Source organism: Agromyces sp. NPDC029043 (assembly GCF_055564615.1).
Genome location: NZ_JBVHVX010000010.1, coordinates 116,497 through 135,272, shown reverse-complemented (window position 1 = coordinate 135,272; position 18,776 = coordinate 116,497). Strand labels below are relative to the sequence as shown.

The 18,776-nt window shown below is 72.0% G+C and carries 20 protein-coding genes, 1 tRNA gene, 1 other RNA gene and 2 pseudogenes; 13 read left to right on the top strand and 11 right to left on the bottom strand.

The features are described 5' to 3' along the window. Positions 1-6 precede the first annotated feature (6 nt). Positions 7-624, bottom strand: a complete 618-nt coding sequence (locus tag ACZ4TW_RS14025) for a TetR/AcrR family transcriptional regulator (protein ID WP_465543357.1) — start codon at positions 622-624, stop codon at positions 7-9. Between the two features lie 124 nt (positions 625-748). On the opposite strand from ACZ4TW_RS14025, the gene ACZ4TW_RS14020 reads away from it, so the two are divergent. From ACZ4TW_RS14020 to ACZ4TW_RS13990, 7 genes are all read left to right on the top strand, one after another. Next, positions 749-937, top strand: coding sequence for a hypothetical protein (locus ACZ4TW_RS14020; RefSeq protein ID WP_465543355.1), 189 nt, complete (start codon positions 749-751; stop codon positions 935-937). A 135-nt stretch (positions 938-1,072) separates the two neighbouring features. After that, entirely contained in the window at positions 1,073-1,528 is a 456-nt protein-coding gene (locus ACZ4TW_RS14015; protein WP_465543353.1) for a hypothetical protein, read from the top strand. A 140-nt stretch (positions 1,529-1,668) separates the two neighbouring features. Further along, on the top strand, positions 1,669-2,307 hold the full coding sequence (locus ACZ4TW_RS14010; protein ID WP_465543351.1) for a biotin transporter BioY: 639 nt from the start codon (positions 1,669-1,671) through the stop codon (positions 2,305-2,307). Continuing rightward, positions 2,304-3,515 carry a class I adenylate-forming enzyme family protein gene (locus tag ACZ4TW_RS14005; protein WP_465543348.1) on the top strand — a complete coding sequence of 404 codons (1,212 nt, stop codon included), beginning with the start codon at positions 2,304-2,306 and terminating at the stop codon, positions 3,513-3,515. Before ACZ4TW_RS14010 ends, ACZ4TW_RS14005 begins: the two co-directional genes overlap by 4 nt. Next, complete coding sequence (locus ACZ4TW_RS14000) at positions 3,512-4,687, top strand: thiolase family protein (protein ID WP_465543346.1); 1,176 nt, start codon at positions 3,512-3,514, stop codon at positions 4,685-4,687. Before ACZ4TW_RS14005 ends, ACZ4TW_RS14000 begins: the two co-directional genes overlap by 4 nt. Beyond that, complete coding sequence (locus ACZ4TW_RS13995) at positions 4,684-5,364, top strand: energy-coupling factor ABC transporter ATP-binding protein (protein ID WP_465543344.1); 681 nt, start codon at positions 4,684-4,686, stop codon at positions 5,362-5,364. The genes ACZ4TW_RS14000 and ACZ4TW_RS13995 overlap by 4 nt, the downstream gene beginning before the upstream one ends. A gap of 4 nt (positions 5,365-5,368) precedes the next feature. After that, on the top strand, positions 5,369-5,962 hold the full coding sequence (locus ACZ4TW_RS13990; RefSeq protein ID WP_465543342.1) for an energy-coupling factor transporter transmembrane component T family protein: 594 nt from the start codon (positions 5,369-5,371) through the stop codon (positions 5,960-5,962). Between the two features lie 37 nt (positions 5,963-5,999). Here ACZ4TW_RS13990 and ACZ4TW_RS13985 read toward each other — a convergent pair whose 3' ends face one another. The 6 genes and pseudogenes from ACZ4TW_RS13985 to ACZ4TW_RS13960 form a co-directional block, all read right to left on the bottom strand. Next, complete coding sequence (locus ACZ4TW_RS13985; RefSeq protein WP_465543340.1) at positions 6,000-6,860, bottom strand: fumarylacetoacetate hydrolase family protein; 861 nt, start codon at positions 6,858-6,860, stop codon at positions 6,000-6,002. Positions 6,861-6,895: 35 nt separating this feature from the next. Further along, positions 6,896-8,077: an L-rhamnonate dehydratase gene (gene rhmD, locus ACZ4TW_RS13980; RefSeq protein ID WP_465543338.1), complete on the bottom strand. Its 1,182-nt coding sequence runs from the start codon at positions 8,075-8,077 to the stop codon at positions 6,896-6,898. Between the two features lie 40 nt (positions 8,078-8,117). Next, entirely contained in the window at positions 8,118-9,143 is a 1,026-nt protein-coding gene (locus ACZ4TW_RS13975) for a zinc-dependent alcohol dehydrogenase (protein WP_465543335.1), read from the bottom strand. Between the two features lie 46 nt (positions 9,144-9,189). Continuing rightward, the gene (locus ACZ4TW_RS13970) at positions 9,190-10,545 is read right to left on the bottom strand and encodes an MFS transporter (protein ID WP_465543333.1); all 1,356 of its coding nucleotides are present in this window, start codon (positions 10,543-10,545) and stop codon (positions 9,190-9,192) included. Between the two features lie 155 nt (positions 10,546-10,700). Continuing rightward, positions 10,701-11,201, bottom strand: a complete 501-nt coding sequence (locus ACZ4TW_RS13965; protein WP_465543331.1) for an IclR family transcriptional regulator — start codon at positions 11,199-11,201, stop codon at positions 10,701-10,703. A 122-nt stretch (positions 11,202-11,323) separates the two neighbouring features. Further along, positions 11,324-11,482, bottom strand: a pseudogene (locus ACZ4TW_RS13960) (helix-turn-helix domain-containing protein); the annotation flags it as partial. A 107-nt stretch (positions 11,483-11,589) separates the two neighbouring features. Here ACZ4TW_RS13960 and ACZ4TW_RS13955 point away from each other — a divergent pair. Then, positions 11,590-12,375 carry a metal-dependent hydrolase gene (locus tag ACZ4TW_RS13955; RefSeq protein WP_465543330.1) on the top strand — a complete coding sequence of 262 codons (786 nt, stop codon included), beginning with the start codon at positions 11,590-11,592 and terminating at the stop codon, positions 12,373-12,375. 48 nt (positions 12,376-12,423) lie between these two features. On the opposite strand, the gene ACZ4TW_RS13950 is transcribed toward ACZ4TW_RS13955, so the two are convergent. The 3 genes from ACZ4TW_RS13950 to ACZ4TW_RS13940 form a co-directional block, all read right to left on the bottom strand. Further along, positions 12,424-13,773: a hypothetical protein gene (locus ACZ4TW_RS13950; RefSeq protein WP_465543328.1), complete on the bottom strand. Its 1,350-nt coding sequence runs from the start codon at positions 13,771-13,773 to the stop codon at positions 12,424-12,426. Between the two features lie 94 nt (positions 13,774-13,867). Further along, positions 13,868-13,943, bottom strand: a tRNA-Lys gene (locus tag ACZ4TW_RS13945). Between the two features lie 105 nt (positions 13,944-14,048). Further along, complete coding sequence (locus ACZ4TW_RS13940; protein WP_465543326.1) at positions 14,049-14,690, bottom strand: dihydrofolate reductase family protein; 642 nt, start codon at positions 14,688-14,690, stop codon at positions 14,049-14,051. 78 nt (positions 14,691-14,768) lie between these two features. On the opposite strand from ACZ4TW_RS13940, the gene ACZ4TW_RS13935 reads away from it, so the two are divergent. From ACZ4TW_RS13935 to ACZ4TW_RS13920, 4 genes are all read left to right on the top strand, one after another. Further along, on the top strand, positions 14,769-15,641 hold the full coding sequence (locus tag ACZ4TW_RS13935; protein WP_465543324.1) for an inositol monophosphatase family protein: 873 nt from the start codon (positions 14,769-14,771) through the stop codon (positions 15,639-15,641). Between the two features lie 11 nt (positions 15,642-15,652). Continuing rightward, complete coding sequence (locus ACZ4TW_RS13930; RefSeq protein WP_465543322.1) at positions 15,653-16,576, top strand: LLM class F420-dependent oxidoreductase; 924 nt, start codon at positions 15,653-15,655, stop codon at positions 16,574-16,576. A gap of 83 nt (positions 16,577-16,659) precedes the next feature. Beyond that, entirely contained in the window at positions 16,660-16,878 is a 219-nt protein-coding gene (locus ACZ4TW_RS13925) for a hypothetical protein (protein ID WP_465543320.1), read from the top strand. Between the two features lie 192 nt (positions 16,879-17,070). After that, positions 17,071-17,436 carry a hypothetical protein gene (locus ACZ4TW_RS13920; protein ID WP_465543318.1) on the top strand — a complete coding sequence of 122 codons (366 nt, stop codon included), beginning with the start codon at positions 17,071-17,073 and terminating at the stop codon, positions 17,434-17,436. Positions 17,437-17,521: 85 nt separating this feature from the next. On the opposite strand, the gene ssrA is transcribed toward ACZ4TW_RS13920, so the two are convergent. Then, positions 17,522-17,890, bottom strand: a transfer-messenger RNA (tmRNA) gene (gene ssrA / locus ACZ4TW_RS13915). Between the two features lie 247 nt (positions 17,891-18,137). Here ssrA and ACZ4TW_RS13910 point away from each other — a divergent pair. Continuing rightward, positions 18,138-18,578, top strand: a pseudogene (locus ACZ4TW_RS13910) (glycoside hydrolase domain-containing protein); the annotation flags it as partial. Positions 18,579-18,776: the final 198 nt, after the last annotated feature.

The window sequence follows — 18,776 nt, the reverse complement described above, 5'->3', positions numbered from 1 at the left end:
TCTCTCTCAGTCGGCGGTGGTCGGGGCGGACGTGGGGCGGTGTGCGGCGGACGGCGCGAGGATGTCGGCGATGACGTCGTGCAGTGCGACGGCCAGCTCGTCGTCGGTCGGCCGCGATTCCTCGTCGGCGAACGTGCGCCCGGCGGTGAGGAGGAACGCCGCGCCGCCGAGCGCGATGCCGAAGCGCACCTGGTCGGCGACGTTCTCACGCTCCTCGGAGACGGCCGCGGCGAGGCGCCGCACCGACGCGTTCGCGCGCGCGATGATCGGCAGATCGGCCAGGCTCGGGCCCTGGATCAGGAAGACGTGCACCGCCTCGCGGTGCGCCAGCAGGAGCTCGACGACGCGGTCGACCAGCCGGCGACGCCGTCCCGACCCGCGCCCGGCGAGGTAGTCCTCGAGCACCTCCTCGAACTCGACCACGGCCGGTTCGATCGCGGCCTCGAGCAGGGCCTCCTTGGAGGCGTAGTGGTACAGCACGCTCGACTTGGAGTAGCCCGCGTGGTCGGCGATGTGCTGCAGCGACGACGCCGCGAAGCCGACCGAGGCGAATTGCTCGAGGGCGGCCTGCTTGAGCTCGTCGGCGGCGCGCACGCGCGACGCGGGCTTGGCTTCGATGGGCATGCGATCGAGCGTACTTGACCGACCGGTCAGATCCTGCACGATCGGTCAGCACTGGCGGCGTTCTCCCAGCCACGCGGGTGTCAACCGGTCGCACCGTCGGCGCCGCGGACGATAGCGTGGCGGCATGCGCAAGTACCTCTTCAGTACCGCGGTCCTGAGTTCGATCTTCAGTGCGGTCGGCGTCGTTCGCGCCACCGCCGCGGGGCCCCGCGACTGGAGGCTCCTGCTCATGTGGGTCTCCTGGGCGGCGACCCTGGCGATCGCGATCGGCACGGTGGCCGACGAGGAGAAGCGCAGGGAACTGGCCGAGTAGGCGGCGCCCCCGCCGGCCCGGCCTCGCGCCTCGCCTCGGGCGGCGTGTCCGCCCGACGTTCACGCGCGCCTGCCGGAGACTGGACGAGACCATCCGCCGCCGAGTCCCTTTCCACGAACGACCGAGAGGACACCGATGTTCCGCCGCTGGCGCCGCGCGCGGCTCGCCGCCCAAGCCGCCGCCCACACCGCTCCCGCACCCTCGCCTCGCGCGACGGCCGCCGACCTGCGCGGGGAGCACATCTTCGAGCTCGTCAACGCCCGGCTCTCGCGGTTCATCGGTCCCGACGGCCAGTGGTCCCTCGTCCGCCGCACCGACGCCGATTCCGACCGGATCTTCCAGGCCATGCTGACCCACCAGATCGCCGCCGAGGTCACGCGTGCGATCCTCGAGGAGCGCGAACAGGTCGCGGTCGTCGTGCCCGCCGAGGAGGCGTCGCTCGCGCTCACGTGGACGCCCGCGCCCCTCGTCGTGTGGGCCGATCCCGTCGACGCCGGGGCATCCGACGAGGTCGACCTGACCGACGAAGCCGTCGCCGCCGCGTCCGTCCCCGCGCCGTTGCCCGCCCACGAGGCCGCCCGCGCCGCCTGACCCCGTCTCGTCGAGCGCCTCCCGCGGCGTTCCAAATTCCCGCGGCGTTTCTTGTACGGCCACCTCGAGCGGCCGGTCTCCCGCCGTTCGTAGCGTGAACACGAGGGCCTTCGCCCCCCACGCCGATCGACGGGAGCCGCATGACCGCCACCCAGTCCACCGCTGCCGCGCCCCAGCGCAGCCGCGCCCGCATCTCCGCACGCGACCTCGCGCAGATCGCCGTCTTCGCCGCGCTCATCGCGGCCCTCGGCCTGCCGGGTGCGCTGTATGTCGGACCCGCCGCGGTGCCGATCACGTTCCAGACCCTGGGCGTGATGCTCGCCGGCGCGATCCTGGGTGCGCGCAAGGGCGCGCTCTCGGTGCTGCTCCTCCTCGCGCTCGTCGCGGCCGGCCTGCCGCTGCTCTCGGGCGGTCGCGGCGGCCTCGCCGTCTTCGTCGGCCCGTCGGTGGGGTACCTCATCGGATGGGTCCTGGGCGCGTTCGTGGTCGGCTGGCTCACCGCGCGCCTCCTGCCCGCGTACCGCGTGCTCCCGGCGCTCGCCGCGACCGCCTTCGGCGGCATCGTCGTGGTCTACCTCGTCGGCATCCCGGCGTTCGCCGCCATCACGGGCACGCCCCTGGGCGTCGCGATCGCCGGCTCCGCGATCTTCCTGCCCGGCGACATCCTCAAGGTCGTCGTCACGGTGCTGGTCGCGAAGGGCGTCCACCGCGCGTGGCCCGGCCTCATCGAGCCGAAGCCGTGGCCGTGGCGTCGCGAGGCGACGAACCGGGGCGCATGAGCGACTGGCTGCGCGGCCCCGACGAGCGGGTCGCCCTCGCGTTCGGCGGCGACGCCGTGCGCTACGGCGACCTCGCTCGCGCGGTCGACGCAGCCGTGCTCCCCGCGGGAGCCGGGCCGGTCGGATGCCGCGCCGGCACCGACCCGGTCGGGCTCGTCGTGACCGTGCTGGCCTGCCTGGCTCAGGGCCGCCCGGTGCTCGTCGGCGGCGGCGCCGACGAGGCCGCGCGGCTCGCCGACACCCTGCCCGACGGGACCGAGCTCGCGCTCACGACCTCGGGCTCGACGGCCGCCGCCGACGCCCCGCCACGCGTGGTCGCGCGAACGAGCGCGTCGTGGCTCGCATCGGCCGCTCCCCTGGCCGAGCTGGCCGGATCGGACGGCGACGCGCGCGTCGCCGTCACCGGACCGCTGCACGTCTCCATGCACCTCTACGCCGTGCTGCACGCGCTGTGGCTCGGCGCGACCGCGACCGACCGCCTCGACGGCGCCTCCATCGTGCACGCCACTCCGACCCGTCTCGCGCGGATCGCCGACGGGCCTGCGATGCCGCCCGCGGCCATCGTCGCGGGGTCGGCGATGAGCGGGGCGCTGCGCGCACGCGTCGAGGCACGCGGCATCCGACTCACCGAGTACTACGGGGCAGCCGAGCTCTCGTTCGTGCTCGCCGGATCGGGCGGCGCGCTCACGCCGTTCCCCGGGGTCGAGGTCGAGCTGCGCCCGAGCGCGGCCGGCCACGAGATCTGGGCACGGTCGCCCTACCTCGCGCTCGGCGTCGCCGGTGCCGACGGGTTCGCGACTGTCGGCGATCTCGCCGAGCGCACCGCCGACGGCGGCATCCGCGTGCTGGGCCGGGGCGACGCGGCGATCACGACCGCCGGAACGACCATCCCCGCCGAAGCGATCGAGGCGCGACTCGCGGCGGTGCCCGGCGTGCGGGCCGCCGCGGTCGTCGGCGAGCCGCACGAGCTGCTCGGGCAGCGCATCGCGGCCGTCCTGGAGCTCGACGACGGAGTGGCGCTCGAGGCCGTGGTCGCCGCCGCGCGCGCCGGGCTCTCCCCCGTCGAACTGCCGCGACGCTGGTTCGTGCACGAGCTGCCGCGGACCGACTCGGGCAAGGTGGCGCGCGGGCGGCTGCGCGACGCGGTCGCCGCGGGCGACCTCGGGCCGGGACATCCGGCGCCCTTCGACGGCGGGAGCCCGCGATGATCGGCAGCGCGGCGTCGGCGCCCGTGATCGTCGCAGCTCGGCGCACGGCGATCGGCACCGCCGGACGCGGGTTCGCCGGGCACACCGTCGACGCGCTCGCCGCGCCGGTGCTCGCCGCGGCGGCCGCGGCGGTGGCACCGTCGGGGCTGCCCGTCGACGATGTGGTGCTCGGCAATTGCATGGGTCCGGGCGGCGATCTCGCGCGAGTCGCCGCGCTCCGCGCCGGCCTCGGGGTCGGCGTTCCCGGTGTCACGGTCGATCGGCAGTGCGGATCGGGTCTCGACGCCGTCCTCCAGGCGGCGGCGCGGGTGCGCGCCGGTGACGCCGCGCTCGTGCTCGCCGGCGGCGCCGAGTCGGCCTCGACCGCGCCGCACCGGCTCTGGCCCGGAACCCGCGAGCGGTACACACGGGCACCCTTCGCGCCCGCCGGGTTCCCCGACCCCGACATGGGACCCGCCGCCGAGCACCTCGCCCGCGTCCGCGGCATCACTCGCGCCCGCCAGGATGCGTGGGCCGCGCGCTCGCACGCCCGCGCGGCCGCAGCCCAGGAGGCGGGCGGCTTCGACGCCGAGATCGTGCCGGTCGACGGCGTCGCGCGCGATGATCGGCCGCGCGCGACGATGGACCTCGCGCGGCTCGCCAGGTTCGCGCCCGCGTTCGCGCCGGCGTCGGCCTCGCTCGCACGCGACGGCGCGCGGCCCGGCGGCACCGTCACGGCCGGCAACTCGTGCGGATTCTCCGACGGCGCCGCGGCGATGGCCGTCACGACCGCCGAGGTCGCGCGCGACCTCGACCTCCCGGCCCTGCGGGTGCGCGCGGCGGCCGTCGCAGCGGGCGACCCCGCCCTGCCCGGCCTCGGCGCCGCTCCCGCGGCTCGCTCGGCGCTCGCGCGCGCCGGCATGACGGCGGCCGACCTCGGCTTCGTCGAGATCACCGAGGCGTTCGCCTCGCAGCTGCTCGCCGTCAGCGACGAGCTCGGACTCGACGAGGAGACCATCTCGGCCGACGGGGGCGCGATCGCACTCGGCCATCCGTGGGGCGCGTCGGGCGCGATCCTCCTCGTCCGGCTCGCGGCGCGCATGCTGGCGAGCGACGACGCCAGCGCCGGCCTCGCGGCCTGCTCGATCGGCGGCGGCCAGGGCGTCGCGATGATCGTGGAGCGGGTCGCATGAGCGCCATCCGCTTCGACGGCGTCAGCCACGACTTCGGCGACGAGCGCGTCGTCGACGATGTCACGCTCGACCTCGCGGAGCGACGCGTCGGCATCGTCGGCGCGAACGGCTCGGGGAAGTCGACGCTCGCCCGCATGATCAACGGCCTCGTCGCACCGACCGCGGGCCGCGTCGAGGTCGACGGCCTCGACGTCGCGCGCCACGGCCGCGAGGTGCGCCGGCGCGTCGGGTTCGTCTTCACCAACGCCGACACGCAGATCGTCATGCCGACGGTCCGCGAGGACGTCGCGTTCACGCTGCGCCGTCACAAGCTGGGTGCAGCGGATGCCGCGGCGCGCGTCGACGCGACCCTCGCCCGGTTCGGCCTCGCCGAGCTGGCCGACCGGCCCGCGCACCGGCTCTCGGGCGGCCAGAAGCAGCTGCTCGCGCTCGCGTCGGTGCTCGTCGGCGAGCCGTCGATCGTCGTCGCGGACGAGCCGACGACGCTGCTCGATGCACGCAACGCGCGCCGCATCGCCGAGCACTTCGACAGGCTCGACCAGCAGCTCGTGGTCGTCAGCCACCAGCTCGAACTGCTCGAGACCTTCGATCGCGTCATCGTCATGGAGAGCGGCCGAGTCGTCGCCGACGACGAGCCGCGGCACGCGCTCGACGCGTACCGGGCCCTGATCGGATGACGCGATGATCGGCGTGTTCCTCCCAGGCAGCTCGCTCGTGCACCGCACGCCGGCGCTGGCGAAGCTTGGACTGCTCGCGGCCGTGATCACGATCGTGGCCCTGCTGGACTCACTCGTCGCGCTCGGCGCGGCCTCCGTCGCGGTCGCCGCGCTGTTCGTGCTCGCCCGCATCCCGCTTCGGATGGCATGGCGGCAGGTCGCGCCGATCCTCTGGGTGCTCGCGTTCGCGGTGCCGGTGCAGTGGATCTTCGCCGGATGGGAGGCCGCCGCCACGATGGGGCTGCGGCTGGTGCTCGCCGTCGCGCTGGCTGCCGTCTACACCCTGACGACGCCCGTGTCGGCGACCCTCGACGCGGTGCAGGTGCTGCTCCGCCCGTTCCGCCGATGGGTCGACGCCGACCGGGTCGGGCTGGCGCTCGCGCTCGCCATCCGGTGCGTGCCGCTGCTCGCCGACCTCGTGCGCGAGGTGCTGGAGGCGCGCAAGGCGCGCGGCGCCGAGGGGTCGCCCACCGCCCTGGCGGTGCCGGTGATCGTACGCGCGCTGCGGACCGCCGACCACCTCGGCGAGGCGCTCATGGCCCGCGGCGTCGACGACTGAGCGAAGCGCCTCGGCGGCGCAGGCGCTTCGCCGGCAGCTACGCGGCGATCACGGCCGGCACGAGCCGCTGCCGCTGCACGCCGAGCCCGTCGATGCCGATCTCCATCACATCCCCTGCAGTCAGGTAGGGGAATCGGCCCGACAGGGCCACGCCCTGAGGCGTGCCGGTGTTGATGAGGTCGCCCGGCTCCAGCACGAGGAACTGCGAGAGGTGGTGCACGATCTCGGCGACGCGGAAGACCATGTCCGCGGTCGACGAGTCCTGACGTGGCTCGCCGTTGACGCGGGACCACAGACGCAGCGCCTGAGGATCGACCTCATCGGCCGGCACGAGCGCGGGTCCGAGCGGGTTGAATGTCTCGGCGCATTTGCCCTTCGACCACTGCCCGCCGGAGACGGCGACCTGGAAGTGCCGCTCCGAGACGTCGTTGCTCACCACGTAGCCCGCGATGTGGTCGAGGGCGGCCTCGGGTGAGGGGAGGTACCGGGCGCGACGGCCGATCACGACGCCGAGCTCCACCTCCCAGTCGACCTGCGTCGCGCCCGGGGGCACCACGACGTCGTCGAACGGGCCGACGACCGTGTTCGGGTGCTTGAAGAAGATGATCGGCACGGCGGGGGGCTCGTCCCCCGATTCCGCCGCATGCGCGGCGTAGTTCTGGCCGATGCAGACGACCGCGGTCGGACGCGCGATCGGCGAACCGATCCGGGCCGACGCGGCCGAATGGTCGATCGGCAGGTGGCCCGCGGCGAGCGCCTCACGCGCGCGTTCGATGCCGCCGGCGGCGAGGAAGTCGCCGTCGATATCCGCGGTGAGGCCGTCGAGCCGGTAGGTGGTGCCGTCGACCCGGACGACGGGGCGCTCGTGGCCGGGATCGCCGAGACGCATGAACTCCATGGGAAGGACCTTTCGAGTGGTGAGTGGGGGAACGGTCAGTGCGTGTAGGGACGGTGCTTGTCGATCGCGGGATCGAGCTCGACCCCGAAGCCGGGCGTGTCCGGGACCTTGAGGCGACCGTTCACCGGTACCGGCTCGCCCACGAGCATGGGCGAGAACATGGGCACCACCTCTTCGGCTGTCTCGTGCATCATCAGGAACTCGGCGAACGGACTGTTCGTCCGCGTGACCACGAAGTGGTACGAGTACACGCTCGAGCCGTGGGGCACGACCAGCGCACCGTGGGCGTCGGCGAGCGCGGAGATCTTGAGCAGTTCGGTGATACCCCCGCACCATCCGACATCCGGCTGGATGATGTCGGCGGCACCCATTTCGAGCAGGTGGCGGAATCCCCACCTGGTCGCCTCGTGCTCCCCGGTGGTGACGAGCATCGTAGGGGGGACGCGCCGGCGCAGCTCGGCGTAGCCCCAGTAGTCGTCGGGCAGCAGCGCCTCCTCGATCCACTTCAGGTCGTACTGCGCTGCGCCGTGGGCGAGCCGGGTTGCGTACTCGAGATCGAGCGACATCCAGCAGTCCAGCATCAGCCAGAAGTCGTCGCCGACTCGCTCGCGCATGTCCCGGATCATCTCGAGGTTCTTCCGCAGGCCCTCCTCGCCCTCGGCTGGGCCGTGGTGCAGCGGCATCTTCCCACCGATGAAGCCGAGCTCCTTGGCCCGGTCGGGCCGGGCGCCGGTGGCGTAGAACTGCAGCTCTTCCCGGACGGGGCCGCCGAGCAATTCGTAGACGGGCACCTGACGGATGCGCCCGAGCAGGTCGTAGAGGGCCAGGTCGACGCCGCTGATGGCGTTCAGGACGACGCCGCGACGCCCGTAGAAGACCGTGGACTTGTACATCTGGTCCCAGATCCGCTCGATGTCGGTCACCTTGGCACCCTCGAGGAACCGGGCCAGGTGCTTCTCGACGATGAACGCGCCGATCTCGCCTGCGGTGGTCACCGAGAAGCCCACTGTGCCATCGGATGCCTCGATCTCGACGACGAGCGTGCCGAGCACGTTGATACCGAAGCTCTGCCGGGACTGGCGGTACTCGGGGTACATCGACATGGGAGTGGCGATGTGGTCGTCGATCCAGTGGCCGGCGGACTGGTCGTGGTAGTCGGCTCCGCCGCCACGCAGCGTGTACGCGCGGACCTGGCGGATCGTGGGGGTTCCCGTCATTTCGTGGTGCTCCAGTCGGTGGGGGTGGGATGTCTCGGGATCAGCGGTCGAACCGCACGAGGACCTTGCCGGGAGTGCCGTCGCCCGAGGCGAGTGCCGCGAACGCCGCATCCGCCTCGTCGGGCGAGACCTCACGGCTGATGAGCGCCCGAACGCGATCTCCCGCCTCGGCGACGAGGGCGGCGGCATCGGCGAAGTCCTCCGCGGAGTAGGTGAAGCTGCCGACGAGGCTGCGCTCCTCCGTACTCACCAGGAACGCGTCGAGGGACACCTGCGGCGAGCCCATGCCGACGAGGCACACGTTCCCGCCCATCCTCGTGGAGGTGAGCGCGTCTCTCAGCGTGGACGTGATCCCGACGGCGTCGAATGAGACGTCGGCGGCGCCACCGTGCGCGGCGAGCTGGTCGACCAGCGGACCGTCGGCAGGGTCGATCACGTCAGCGCCGAGCGACGCGCACAGCTCGCGCCGGGCGGGGTCGATCTCGCTCACGTGGATCCGGTCGAGCCCGGCCGCCCGGAGCGCGAGCACCACGGACTGGCCGATGGGACCGCCACCGACGACGAGGGCTCGCCGGTCGCCGTCCCGGAGGACGCGGCGGACCGCGTGTACGGCGACCGCGACCGGCTCGATGAGCGCGCCGAACTCGATGGGCAGCTCGGACGGCAACGGGACCACGTTCCGCTCGGGCACGATGACGTAGTCGGCGAACGCCGCGGGCACTTCGCGCGCCACGCCGATCACGGTCTTGCCGGGGTGGTGCTGTTCGCGGCCCGCATAGGCCGCGGCGTCCTGCTCGGGCACCACCACCGGGTTGAACGTGACCGGCTGCCCCACGGCGAGAGTGGACGATCGCGGGTCACCGAGCGCCGCCACGGTTCCGGCGGACTCGTGGCCCATGACCTGGCCCGGGAACCGCCGTCCATTCTCGCCCGTGTACCCGTGCACGTCGGATCCGCAGATGCCGGTCGCGGCGACTCGGATCATCACCTCCCCCGCTTCGGGACGGGGGGGCTCCGTGTGGACGACCGCGAGGCGGCCGAGCTGCTCCAGGACGAGTGCGCGCATGAGCTGGGTTCCTTCGATGGATCGTGTGCGGGAGGATCGGCGCGGGTCAGCGCTCGACGGCGAACGTGTCGAGCGCCTGCTTGCCGTCGGTCTGGCGAATGACGCCTGACACCGTGCGGCTGGCCCAGATGAGCACCGCGCCGATGAATGCGATGGCGGCGAGCAGAACCAGTCCGGCGTCGGCGCCGAAGGTCGCCTCGGCCCAGGTCTTCGCGATGGGTGCGACGAAGCCGCCGAGGCTGCCGATGGAGTTGATCAGCGCGATGCCGCTCGCGGCCGCCGCCCCGACGAGGAAGGACGTGGGCAGCGTCCAGAATACGGGCTGCACCGAGATGAATCCGGCGGCACCGAGGCTCATGGCCGCCAGCGCGAGCACCGGGTTGTCGAGCAGGCCGGAGAGTACGATGCCGAGGCCGGCCGCGGCGAGCGCCGCGGTCGCGATGAGCCGCCGGTGTCCGGTGCGGTCCGCGAGCCGGGAGAGCACGAAGGTCACGATGAGCGCGCAGCCCCACGGCACGGCGGTGAGCAGTCCGACCTCGAGGCCGACAGGCTTGCCGACGATCTCAGCGATCTGCGTGGGCAGGTAGAAGGTGATGCCGTAGACGCTCATCTGGATCGTGAAGTAGATGGCGGCGAAGTACAGCACCTTGGGGTTCCCGAGGGCGCGCAGCGCACCGCGAGGCGAGTGCTCCTCCTTCACCTGGTCCTCCATGTCGATCGCCTCGAGCAGGACCGCGCGCTCGTCGTCGCCGAGCCACTTCGCCGTCGACGGCCCGTTGTCGAGGTAGAAGAAGGCGAAGACACCGACCACGACGGTGATGAGACCCGTGACCAGGAACATGATCTGCCAGCCGTGCAGTCCGCCGAGTCCGTCGAGATCGAGGAGGAGACCGGACAGCGGTCCGCCGAAGATGAAGGCGAGGGGTGCGCCGAAGTAGAAGAGGCCGTTGACCCGTCCTCGGTAGTCGAGCGGGATCCAATAGGTGAGGAAGAGGATCACGCCGGGGAAGAAGCCCGCCTCGGTGATTCCCAGGAGCACGCGAAGCAGGTAGAACTGCCACTCGCTCGTCGCGAACATCATCAGGGCGGAGACGATGCCCCACGAGACCATGATCCGGGCGAGCCACACCTTCGCGCCGACCTTGCGCATGATCAGGTTGCTCGGGATCTCGAAGGCCGCGTACCCGAGGAAGAAGATCCCTGCGCCGAGCGCGTAGGCCGCATCGGAGATGCCGGTGTCCGCCTGGAACGACGCCTTCGCGAAGCCCAGGTTCGCGCGGTCGAGGAACGCGAGGACGTACATGAGCAGAAGGATCGGGATCAGGCGCAGGGTCACCTTGCGGACGACGGCGGCGAGCTCGACAGGCTGCACGCGTGGGCGGACGGTCGACTGAGTTGACATAGGGGGCATCTCCATTGACGTGGGTCGGATTCAGTCGCAGTTCATATCCGTGAATTGCGGTTCATGGTCATGAAAGCGCGTGAGTATGGCACACGGGCCCCGGTCGGAGCAAGCGGGCGGTCGTTCCTCCGCCCGTTGCGATCGACCGGGCTTCGTCACACCGCCGGAAGACCCATGCCGCGCCGCACCCGGGCGACGGCACGGCGCAGCGGCTCGTACATGGAGTACGGCCACGCATCGTCGGTCCGGCTCGTGGGCATCGTGATGCTCATCGCCGAGACGATCCCCGTCTCGGTCGTGGTCGTCACCGGCACGGCCACGCACCGGCATCCCGAGATGAACTCCTCGTCATCGACGCTGAAGCCGAGCTCGCTTCCCCGTCGGATCACCTCGACGAGGGCGGGCACGTCCGTGAGCGTGCGCTCGGTGAGCCGGGGCAGCACCACCTGACCCAAGCGCTTCGCGGCATCCTCGGCGTCGAGCGTTCCGAGCAGCGCCTTCCCGATTCCGGTCGCGTGCGCATGCAGCCGCATACCCACGGTCGAAGCCAGCCGCATCGGGTTCGGCGACGGACTGATGGCGATGTACACGTTCTCGACGCCGTCCAGGCGAGCGAGCTGCACGGTCTCGCCCGTCTCGAGCGCGAGTTCGTCCATGATCGGGCCAGCGACCTCGATGAGCAGCCGATGCCCGTCGTACCGCTGGCCGACCTGCCAGCTCCGCAGGCCGAGCGCATAGCGCGCGTTCCGGCGTGCTGTTCCAGCCAGCCGGAGGCGACCAGCGTCTGGAGCAGACCGTGGGCGCTCGAGCGCGGCAGCGAGAAGTGCTCCACGATCTCGAGGAACGATGCGGAACCAGCCTCGGCGAGGTAGTCGATGATCTCGAGTACTCGCGCGGCCGACTTCACCGGTCCGCTCTTGACATCGCTTCCCGTCATCCGACCATTATCCGTTCATCCGGGCACGCGGTCGTCGATGTCACCGGCGTCCGGCAGACTGGTCGATCGCCGACCCGACGGCCGACCCGAAGGAGCCCTCTCCCCCGATGATGGGCATCACCCACGCCACGAGCGGCGCTGCGGCCTGGATCGCGATCACGAGCACCCTGCCCATCGTCACGTCCGGTGCATATCCGCTCGACCCGGTGGGCGTGCTCGCCGGTACGGCGGTGTGCGCGGGTGCGGCGCTGCTGCCCGACGCCGACCACCACAGCGCGACGATCGCGCACTCGGTTCCCGTGCTCGGGCGGCTCGCGACCGCCACGGTCGGCATGCTGTCGGGCGGGCATCGGCAGGGGGCGCACTCGCCGATCGGACTGGCGGTCGTCGCGGCGGCCGCGTGGGCGCTCACGCTCGCGACGATTCCGACCGAGGAATTCGGCACGTTGGCGGTCGGCGCAGGCCTGGGCTCGGCGGCGCTCGCGGCGTTCGGCCTCAAGGCGCGCGACTTCGTCCGCACCTGGGCTGCGGCATGGGTGCTCGGCGCGATGCTGGGCGCGTTCATCGTGCTGTTCGCACCCGAGCAGGTCACGTGGTTCCCGCTCGCGGTCACGGTCGGCTTCGTCGCGCACCTCGCGGGCGACTTCCTCACCACGGGTGGGCTTCCCGGCCTGTTCTGGCCGTGGGTTCCGAGGCCGCCGGAGCCGCTGCATCCGGTGCCTGTGCTCAACCGAGTCTGGATGCCGAACGGCTACGTCGCGCTGCCCCTCCTCGGCGACACCGGCTCGCTCCGCGAGACGCTGCTGGGCGCCGCGCTCGGCGTCTACTGCTTCACGGGGTTCGCGCACGAGGGGCTGCTGTTGCTCGGCGTCGACCTGTACGCGTTCTGGTGAGGCGCGATCACCGTGGTCGCCGATGGCACGTCGCTGACGCCGCGTTCGTCAGTCGCGGAGCCGATCGCACGGCACCTCGACCGCCCACCGCTCCGGAGCGGTCGCGACTGTCACGGTCCCGTCTGCGCCGGCGTCGGTCGCGCACTGCTGGCCGGCCCGTGAGATCCCGGTCGCCCACTCCGGGCCCCCGTCGCGCGGGGAGGGTTGCGGCAGCGCCGCGCTCACGACGGTGAGGGCGAGGGTGCCGACGACCACCACGGCCGCGGTCCTCCGCAGGACCCCGACGCGCCACGCGACCGAGGTCGCGAGGAGCACGAGCGCGAGCAGGTACATGGGCGGCACGACGCCGTACCGCGGGAGGTGAAGGTGGACGGCCAGCTCGACGGGGACGAGCGAGTAGAAGTAGTCCGGGTTCGAGTTCAGCACGTACGCCGCCGACCAGGTCGCGGCGGACCCGACCGCGAGCGCGACGCCGGCGATGCGCTCCACGGCGACCCCGCGCCACAGGATCCACCCCAGGGCGAGCAGGAACGGCACGAGCACGAGCGCGGCCCCCCACCAGCCGAACTCGATCACCCAGATCGCCTTCCACTGCCGTGACGGGAACACCGCCCCCATCGGCACGTGGTACAGGTAGCCCTCCACCGTCGACAGCACCGGAGGCGCCGTGGTCACCCCGGCATCGCGGGGCGCGAGCACGTACGCGGCGACCTGCAGCGCCGACCCGACGAGGACTCCCCCACCGATGATCCACCGGTTCGGGTCGCGGAAGCGCCACGCGAGCAGCGGCAGGAACAGGATCATCTGGATCTCGGTGAGCGCGGCGGTCAGGCCGACGAAGCCCAGCAGGATCGCCGTGCTGCGGCGGCGAGGCGATGCGAGCAGCAGCCACGGGGCGAGCCAGAGTGCGTACCAGTGCAGGTTCGCGGCATTGCCGAGCACCTCGTACGCCGCAGCGGGCGCCAGGAACGTGAGCGCACCCAGCGCGACGCGCGCCGGCAGCCAGACGACCACGTCGCGGGCGCACACGAACACCACCGCCGCCACCCCGCCGACGACGAGGCACGACCCGACGGTCATCGCGAACCCGTATCCCTCGACGGGCACCACGACGACGGCGATGCCGGCGATGACGCGCGGGACGAGATGCAGGTAACCCTGGTACGGCTGGAGCAGCACGCTGACGGGGTCGGCGGCAAGGGCCTCGCCGAGGAAGATCGCGCCGTCCTCGGCCCACAGCGTCGCCCGCGCGACGGCGTCGATGCGGAACCACGAGACCAGGGTGCCGATCACGGCGAGGACGACCGCCCAGACCCAGTCGGGCAACCGTGCTGCAGCCGAACGGATCGGCGCCGCGACCCCACCGGTCGCTCCCGTCGCCGTCGATGTCGCCTTCACCGTGGTTGCACCGTCCGAGGCCGCATCGCTCCACAATACGACCCGAACTCGCGCGCTGAACGACGATGCCCCGGCGATCGCTCGCCGGGGCCGGTGGTGCACCCCCAGGGACTTGAACCCTGAACCCACTGATTAAGAGTCAGTTGCTCTGCCGATTGAGCTAGAGGTGCGTTGCGGTGGGATTCTCTCAACCCCGAACCGAAGATCAACGGTATCAGGTGGGCGCATGGAACGCGAAATCGGGGTGCGGCCGGGCGCGTCGCGACATCCCGGGCTCAGCGACGGTACCGCAGCCAGACCAGCCCGTGCTCCCAGCTCTCGGTCGCGATCAGGCGGAACCGGCCCTCGGGTGGCGCGCCGGCCCCGTACCATCGACTCCCGCCGGACGAGTCGCCGGCGAAGCAGGGGTGGATGAGCAGGCTGATCTCATCGAGCAGGCCCGCCCGAAGGAGCGCCCCGATGAGCCGCCCGCCGCTGTCGACACGCACCACCTCGACCCCGCGTCGGCCGAACTCGTCGAACAGCGCGACGAGATCGACCCGATCGGCGCCGAGGACGAGTTCGTCGACGTGCCGGTCGGCCGGTCGCGCCGGAGTCGTCTCGGAGTGCACCGCGAGCACGTCGGACCAGTATCCCGCGTTGCGCAGCGCCTCCCAGGCACTGACGCGGCCACCGCTGTCGACGATCGCGAGCACCGGTGCACCGGCAGCGGGGCCGGGCGCCGGGGCCGCGGCGAGGGCCGCTTCCTGGGCGAGGATGGTGTCGGCGCCGGTGAGCGTCACGCCCTCGCGCCAGGTGCCGACGAGCCCGTAGTAGCGACCGAGGTCGACGTCGAACCCCCGCGTCGCCCCCTCGAGGGAGACGGCGACGTGCGCGACCGCGTACGGACGCGGCCGGCGCTCCCCGGACGCCGCCATGGCGCCATGGTACCCGGGCAGGTCACGCGCCGCACCGCCACCGTCCGCCGCGGCGATGCCCGCGGCTAGGCTGGCAGCGTGACGGATGCCACGACCGCGCCGGAACCCGGCGACACACCCGATGCCGCAGCCGACGCCGACCTCGACGACCTCGCGCTCGACAACGACCTCGCGCTGGCGCTCGAGCTGGCCGACCTCGCCGACCGGGTCGCGATGGAGCGGTTCCGGGCGGTCGACCTGCACGTCGACACGAAGCCCGATCGCACGTTCGTGACCGAAGCCGACCTCGCGGTCGAGCGCGGCGTGCGCGAGCTCATCGCGCAGCGACGCCCGGGCGACGGCGTGCTCGGCGAGGAGTATGGCACCGAGGGCTCGGGCGCGCGGCAGTGGATCGTCGATCCGATCGACGGCACGTCCAACTTCCTCAGGGGCGTGCCGGTGTGGGGCGCGCTCATTGCGCTCACGGTCGACGGCGCGCCTGTCGTGGGCGTTGCATCGATGCCGGCGCTCGGACGCCGCTGGTGGGGCGCGCAGGGGCTCGGGGCGTTCACGACCGATAGCCCCGACGCCGCGCCGCGAGCCATCCGCGTCTCACAGGTCGGCGGGCTCGCCGACGCGTCGCTGAGCTTCCAGAGCATCGCGCAGTGGCGCGACGCCGGGCAGCTCGACCGGCTGCTCGCGCTCGGCGAGCGCGTATGGCGCGACCGCGCGTACGGCGACCTCTGGTCGTACTGCCTGCTGGCCGAGGGGCTCGTCGACGTCGTCGCCGAGTTCGACCTGAAGCCGTGGGACATCGCGGCGGCCGTGCCGATCGTCGAGGCGGCCGGCGGCCGCGTGACCTCCACCGGCGGCGGCTCCCTCGGCGACGGCAGCGTGCTCGCGACCAACGGGCGGCTGCACGACGCGGTGCTCGAGGTGCTCGCCCGCGACGCGGCATCCGCTCGGGACTGAGCGTGCCGTCGATGGAACTCTGCATCTTCACCGAGCCCCAGGAGGGCTTCAGCTACCACGAGCAGCTCGCGCAGGCGCGGGCGACCGAGCGGCTGGGCTTCGACGGCTGGTTCCGCAGCGACCACTACCTGCGGATGGCCCCGGGAGACCCGCTGCCAGGCCCGACCGACGCGTGGACGACGCTCGCGGGTCTCGCTCGCGAGACCCGCCGCATCCGCCTGGGCACGCTCGTGTCGTCGCTGACCTTCCGGCATCCGGGCATCCTCGCGATCCAGGTCGCGCAGGTGGACGCGATGTCGGGGGGCCGCGTCGAGCTGGGTCTTGGCACCGGATGGTTCGCCGCCGAGCACGCGGCGTACGGCATCCCGTTCCCCGAGCGCCGGTTCGACCTGCTCGAGGAACAGCTGCAGGTCGTCAGCGGTTCGTGGTCGACTCCGGTCGGCGAGCACTTCGACTTCGACGGGCGGCACTACCGGCTCGAGCGTTCCCCCGCGCTGCCGAAGCCTGCGCAGCAGCGGGTGCCGCTCATCATCGGCGGCGGCGGCCCCGCGCGCACGCCCGCGCTCGCGGCACGGTACGCGAGCGAGTTCAACCGCGGCTTCGTCGGCGAGGACGAGATCGCGGCGGCGTTCGGCCGGGTGCGCGCGGCGTGCGAGGAGGCCGGACGCGATCCGGACAGCCTGCGGCTGAGCGTGGCGCTTCCGACGGTGATCGCGACCGATGACGCGACCTACCGTCGTCGTCTCGCCGCCATCCACGCCGACGTCGACACGTTCTCCGAGGTCAACATCGCGGGCACCCCGGCGCAGGCCGTCGAGAAGCTGCAGCGCCTGCGCGACCTCGGCGCCGACCGCGTCTACCTCCAGTGCGTCGACGTGCGCGACCTCGACCACGTCGAACTGATCGGCGCCGAGGTGCTCCCGCACCTGCGCTGATCGCGGCGCGGCGTCATCGCGCCTCCGGACGGTTTACCCTTGAAGGTGAGGGCCGGGGGGCCTCGAGGGGATGAGTTCACGCGATGGCGCGCAGACGACAACGGACGGCGGAGGCACCGCCGCAACTGGGGCCGGAAGACGACCCCTACGTCGCCTACCTGCTGTGGCGCGCCGAGCGCGACGCTGCGGAGGCGGCCGATGAGCCTGCGCCTGCGGAGTCCGCACCGGAGACGGTCCTGCCCGCGCTCAAGTCGTCGTGGGTCAGGCGACTGGCGGTCTGGCACCGCAACGCCGGCGGCTGACCACCGAACCGGACGATATCGCCGAGGTCGTGCTGCCGCCGAGTGTCGGCAGCGGTCCGCCGCTGAGCGCATCGGCCCAGAGCTGGCGGTACGTCCGCCCCGAACGGGGTGTGTCGACGCGTCCTCGCTGCCGAGTAGGGTCTGGACCGAGTCCGGCGACTCCCCGTGACCGATGAAGCAAGCGGAGGAATCATGCTCAAGAAAACTCTCGCAGCGGCCGGATTGGCCGCCGCGTTCGTACTCATCCCGACGTCGGCGCAGGCGCTCGACTGCATCAATGTCAGCAAACCGCCCGCGGCGTGCGGGAACGAATGCACCGCGCCCGTCATCAACGGCAACTGGGCCTGGCTGCCGAGCGTCTTCGAGGGCGCACCAGGGGTTTGGGTGTTCGTGCCGCCCGGAACGGTGCAGGACTTCGGCCTGCCCGGCGCGAACGGCAACTACCAGAACGGCGAGGGCTACGCGCTGCTCGTCAACGCGATCTGCGACTCGCTGGGTCAGGTGAACGAGAAGCGCCAGGCCGAGCACGGAATCCAGCTCATGGAAGGCTGTCCCTGACCCCGGCCGGACGACCGCCGGACACGGCGAAGGCCGCCCCTCGCGGGGCGGCCTTCGTGGCTTCCGAGCGTGCGATGACGGCCGATGGTGGAGATGGGGGGAATTGAACCCCCGTCCATCGCTGCGGTTCCGCGCCTTCTCCGGGCGCATCCTGTGAAGCGTTCTGCTCGGCCCCGACCCTTGCCACAGGCAGCCAGGTCGACGGGCCCAGCCTGAAGAAAGTCCCACGCGTCGCTCAGGCGACGACGCGCAGCGAGTTCCCTAGATGACGCCAGCGACCGGGGCGGGAACCCACCCGGGCTGACGGACTATCGGGCTCGCTTAGGCAGCGAGAGCGAAGTCGGACTGCTTGTTATTGGCAGTTATTGTTTCGCAGGGAGCGTTCACGAGATAACCCTGCATCCTCGGCCCGCTTCTCGCAGTCTCACAGGCGATGTCGAAACCGATCATCCCCATGTCACGCCATCCGAACGCGTCGGATCGCGGGCCGTCATACGCACGCTGTGGAATTGCCAACCCGCATCACCCGAGGGCTCCGCGGCCTTACAGGATACAACATGGCCGTCGCCACTGACATTCCCGGTCCCGGATGGCGCTCCCCCGCGCACCCCGGCCGCCTCCGATCGTTCATGCGAACGTAACCCACGGCCGTCGCGCACCCCGTAGCGTCCCCGCATGGAGCAATTCCACGCGGGAGCCGGATGATCGGCCGCGTCGACCCGTTCATCGGGACCGAGGTCACCGACCTGCCGCCGCGCACGGGCCTCGCCGCGACGTGGTGGTGGCCGAAGCCGCAGGTCGGCAACACGCATCCGGGCGCCACGTTCCCCCTCGGCATGGTCTCGGCGTGTGCGTATTCCGGGGCGTACCCGACAGGCTACGGGCGGTACGACCTCGCCACCGAGGGCATCCCGCCGACCGTGCACGAGCGCGTCGTGGCATCCGGATTCACGCACTTCCAGCAGTCGGGCACCGGCGCCATACGCAAGTACTACAACTACTTCCGCGTGACCCCGATGCTCGAGCCGCTCGACGTACTGGGCCGGACGTGGGACCTGCACGACGAGGTCGCGGAACCCGGGTACTACGCGGCGACCCTCGAGAGCGGCATCCGCGCCGAGCTCACGGTGGGGCCCAAGAGCGCCGTGCACCGCTACACCTTCCCGCGCCACCGCGATGCGCGGATCGTCATCGACTTCTCGCTCGGCGGGCTGGGGATCCCCTTCGGCGAGACGATCCCGCTGCGGGCCAGGCTCGAATCGGTCGGGCCGGGCGTCGCGCAGGGAGAGATCGTCGTCGAGGGCGCTCCCCTCGCGGTGGCCGTCGAGTGCGACGCCAAG

What these genes read in the sequence shown, in the direction of transcription:
- ACZ4TW_RS13975 (WP_465543335.1), bottom strand. Translation starts at nt 9,143, where the DNA reads ATGCGCGCACTCGTCCTGGAGCAGCTCGGCCGCCTCGCGGTCGTCCAC.
- ACZ4TW_RS13930 (WP_465543322.1), top strand. Translation starts at nt 15,653, where the DNA reads ATGGAACTCTGCATCTTCACCGAGCCCCAGGAGGGCTTCAGCTACCAC.
- ACZ4TW_RS14015 (WP_465543353.1), top strand. Translation starts at nt 1,073, where the DNA reads ATGTTCCGCCGCTGGCGCCGCGCGCGGCTCGCCGCCCAAGCCGCCGCC.
- ACZ4TW_RS13995 (WP_465543344.1), top strand. Translation starts at nt 4,684, where the DNA reads ATGAGCGCCATCCGCTTCGACGGCGTCAGCCACGACTTCGGCGACGAG.
- ACZ4TW_RS13985 (WP_465543340.1), bottom strand. Translation starts at nt 6,860, where the DNA reads ATGGAGTTCATGCGTCTCGGCGATCCCGGCCACGAGCGCCCCGTCGTC.
- ACZ4TW_RS14000 (WP_465543346.1), top strand. Translation starts at nt 3,512, where the DNA reads ATGATCGGCAGCGCGGCGTCGGCGCCCGTGATCGTCGCAGCTCGGCGC.
- ACZ4TW_RS14025 (WP_465543357.1), bottom strand. Translation starts at nt 624, where the DNA reads ATGCCCATCGAAGCCAAGCCCGCGTCGCGCGTGCGCGCCGCCGACGAG.
- rhmD (WP_465543338.1), bottom strand. Translation starts at nt 8,077, where the DNA reads ATGACGGGAACCCCCACGATCCGCCAGGTCCGCGCGTACACGCTGCGT.
- ACZ4TW_RS13925 (WP_465543320.1), top strand. Translation starts at nt 16,660, where the DNA reads ATGGCGCGCAGACGACAACGGACGGCGGAGGCACCGCCGCAACTGGGG.
- ACZ4TW_RS13940 (WP_465543326.1), bottom strand. Translation starts at nt 14,690, where the DNA reads ATGGCGGCGTCCGGGGAGCGCCGGCCGCGTCCGTACGCGGTCGCGCAC.
- ACZ4TW_RS14005 (WP_465543348.1), top strand. Translation starts at nt 2,304, where the DNA reads ATGAGCGACTGGCTGCGCGGCCCCGACGAGCGGGTCGCCCTCGCGTTC.
- ACZ4TW_RS14020 (WP_465543355.1), top strand. Translation starts at nt 749, where the DNA reads ATGCGCAAGTACCTCTTCAGTACCGCGGTCCTGAGTTCGATCTTCAGT.
- ACZ4TW_RS13965 (WP_465543331.1), bottom strand. Translation starts at nt 11,201, where the DNA reads ATGGACGAACTCGCGCTCGAGACGGGCGAGACCGTGCAGCTCGCTCGC.
- ACZ4TW_RS13955 (WP_465543330.1), top strand. Translation starts at nt 11,590, where the DNA reads ATGATGGGCATCACCCACGCCACGAGCGGCGCTGCGGCCTGGATCGCG.
- ACZ4TW_RS14010 (WP_465543351.1), top strand. Translation starts at nt 1,669, where the DNA reads ATGACCGCCACCCAGTCCACCGCTGCCGCGCCCCAGCGCAGCCGCGCC.
- ACZ4TW_RS13920 (WP_465543318.1), top strand. Translation starts at nt 17,071, where the DNA reads ATGCTCAAGAAAACTCTCGCAGCGGCCGGATTGGCCGCCGCGTTCGTA.
- ACZ4TW_RS13970 (WP_465543333.1), bottom strand. Translation starts at nt 10,545, where the DNA reads ATGTCAACTCAGTCGACCGTCCGCCCACGCGTGCAGCCTGTCGAGCTC.
- ACZ4TW_RS13990 (WP_465543342.1), top strand. Translation starts at nt 5,369, where the DNA reads ATGATCGGCGTGTTCCTCCCAGGCAGCTCGCTCGTGCACCGCACGCCG.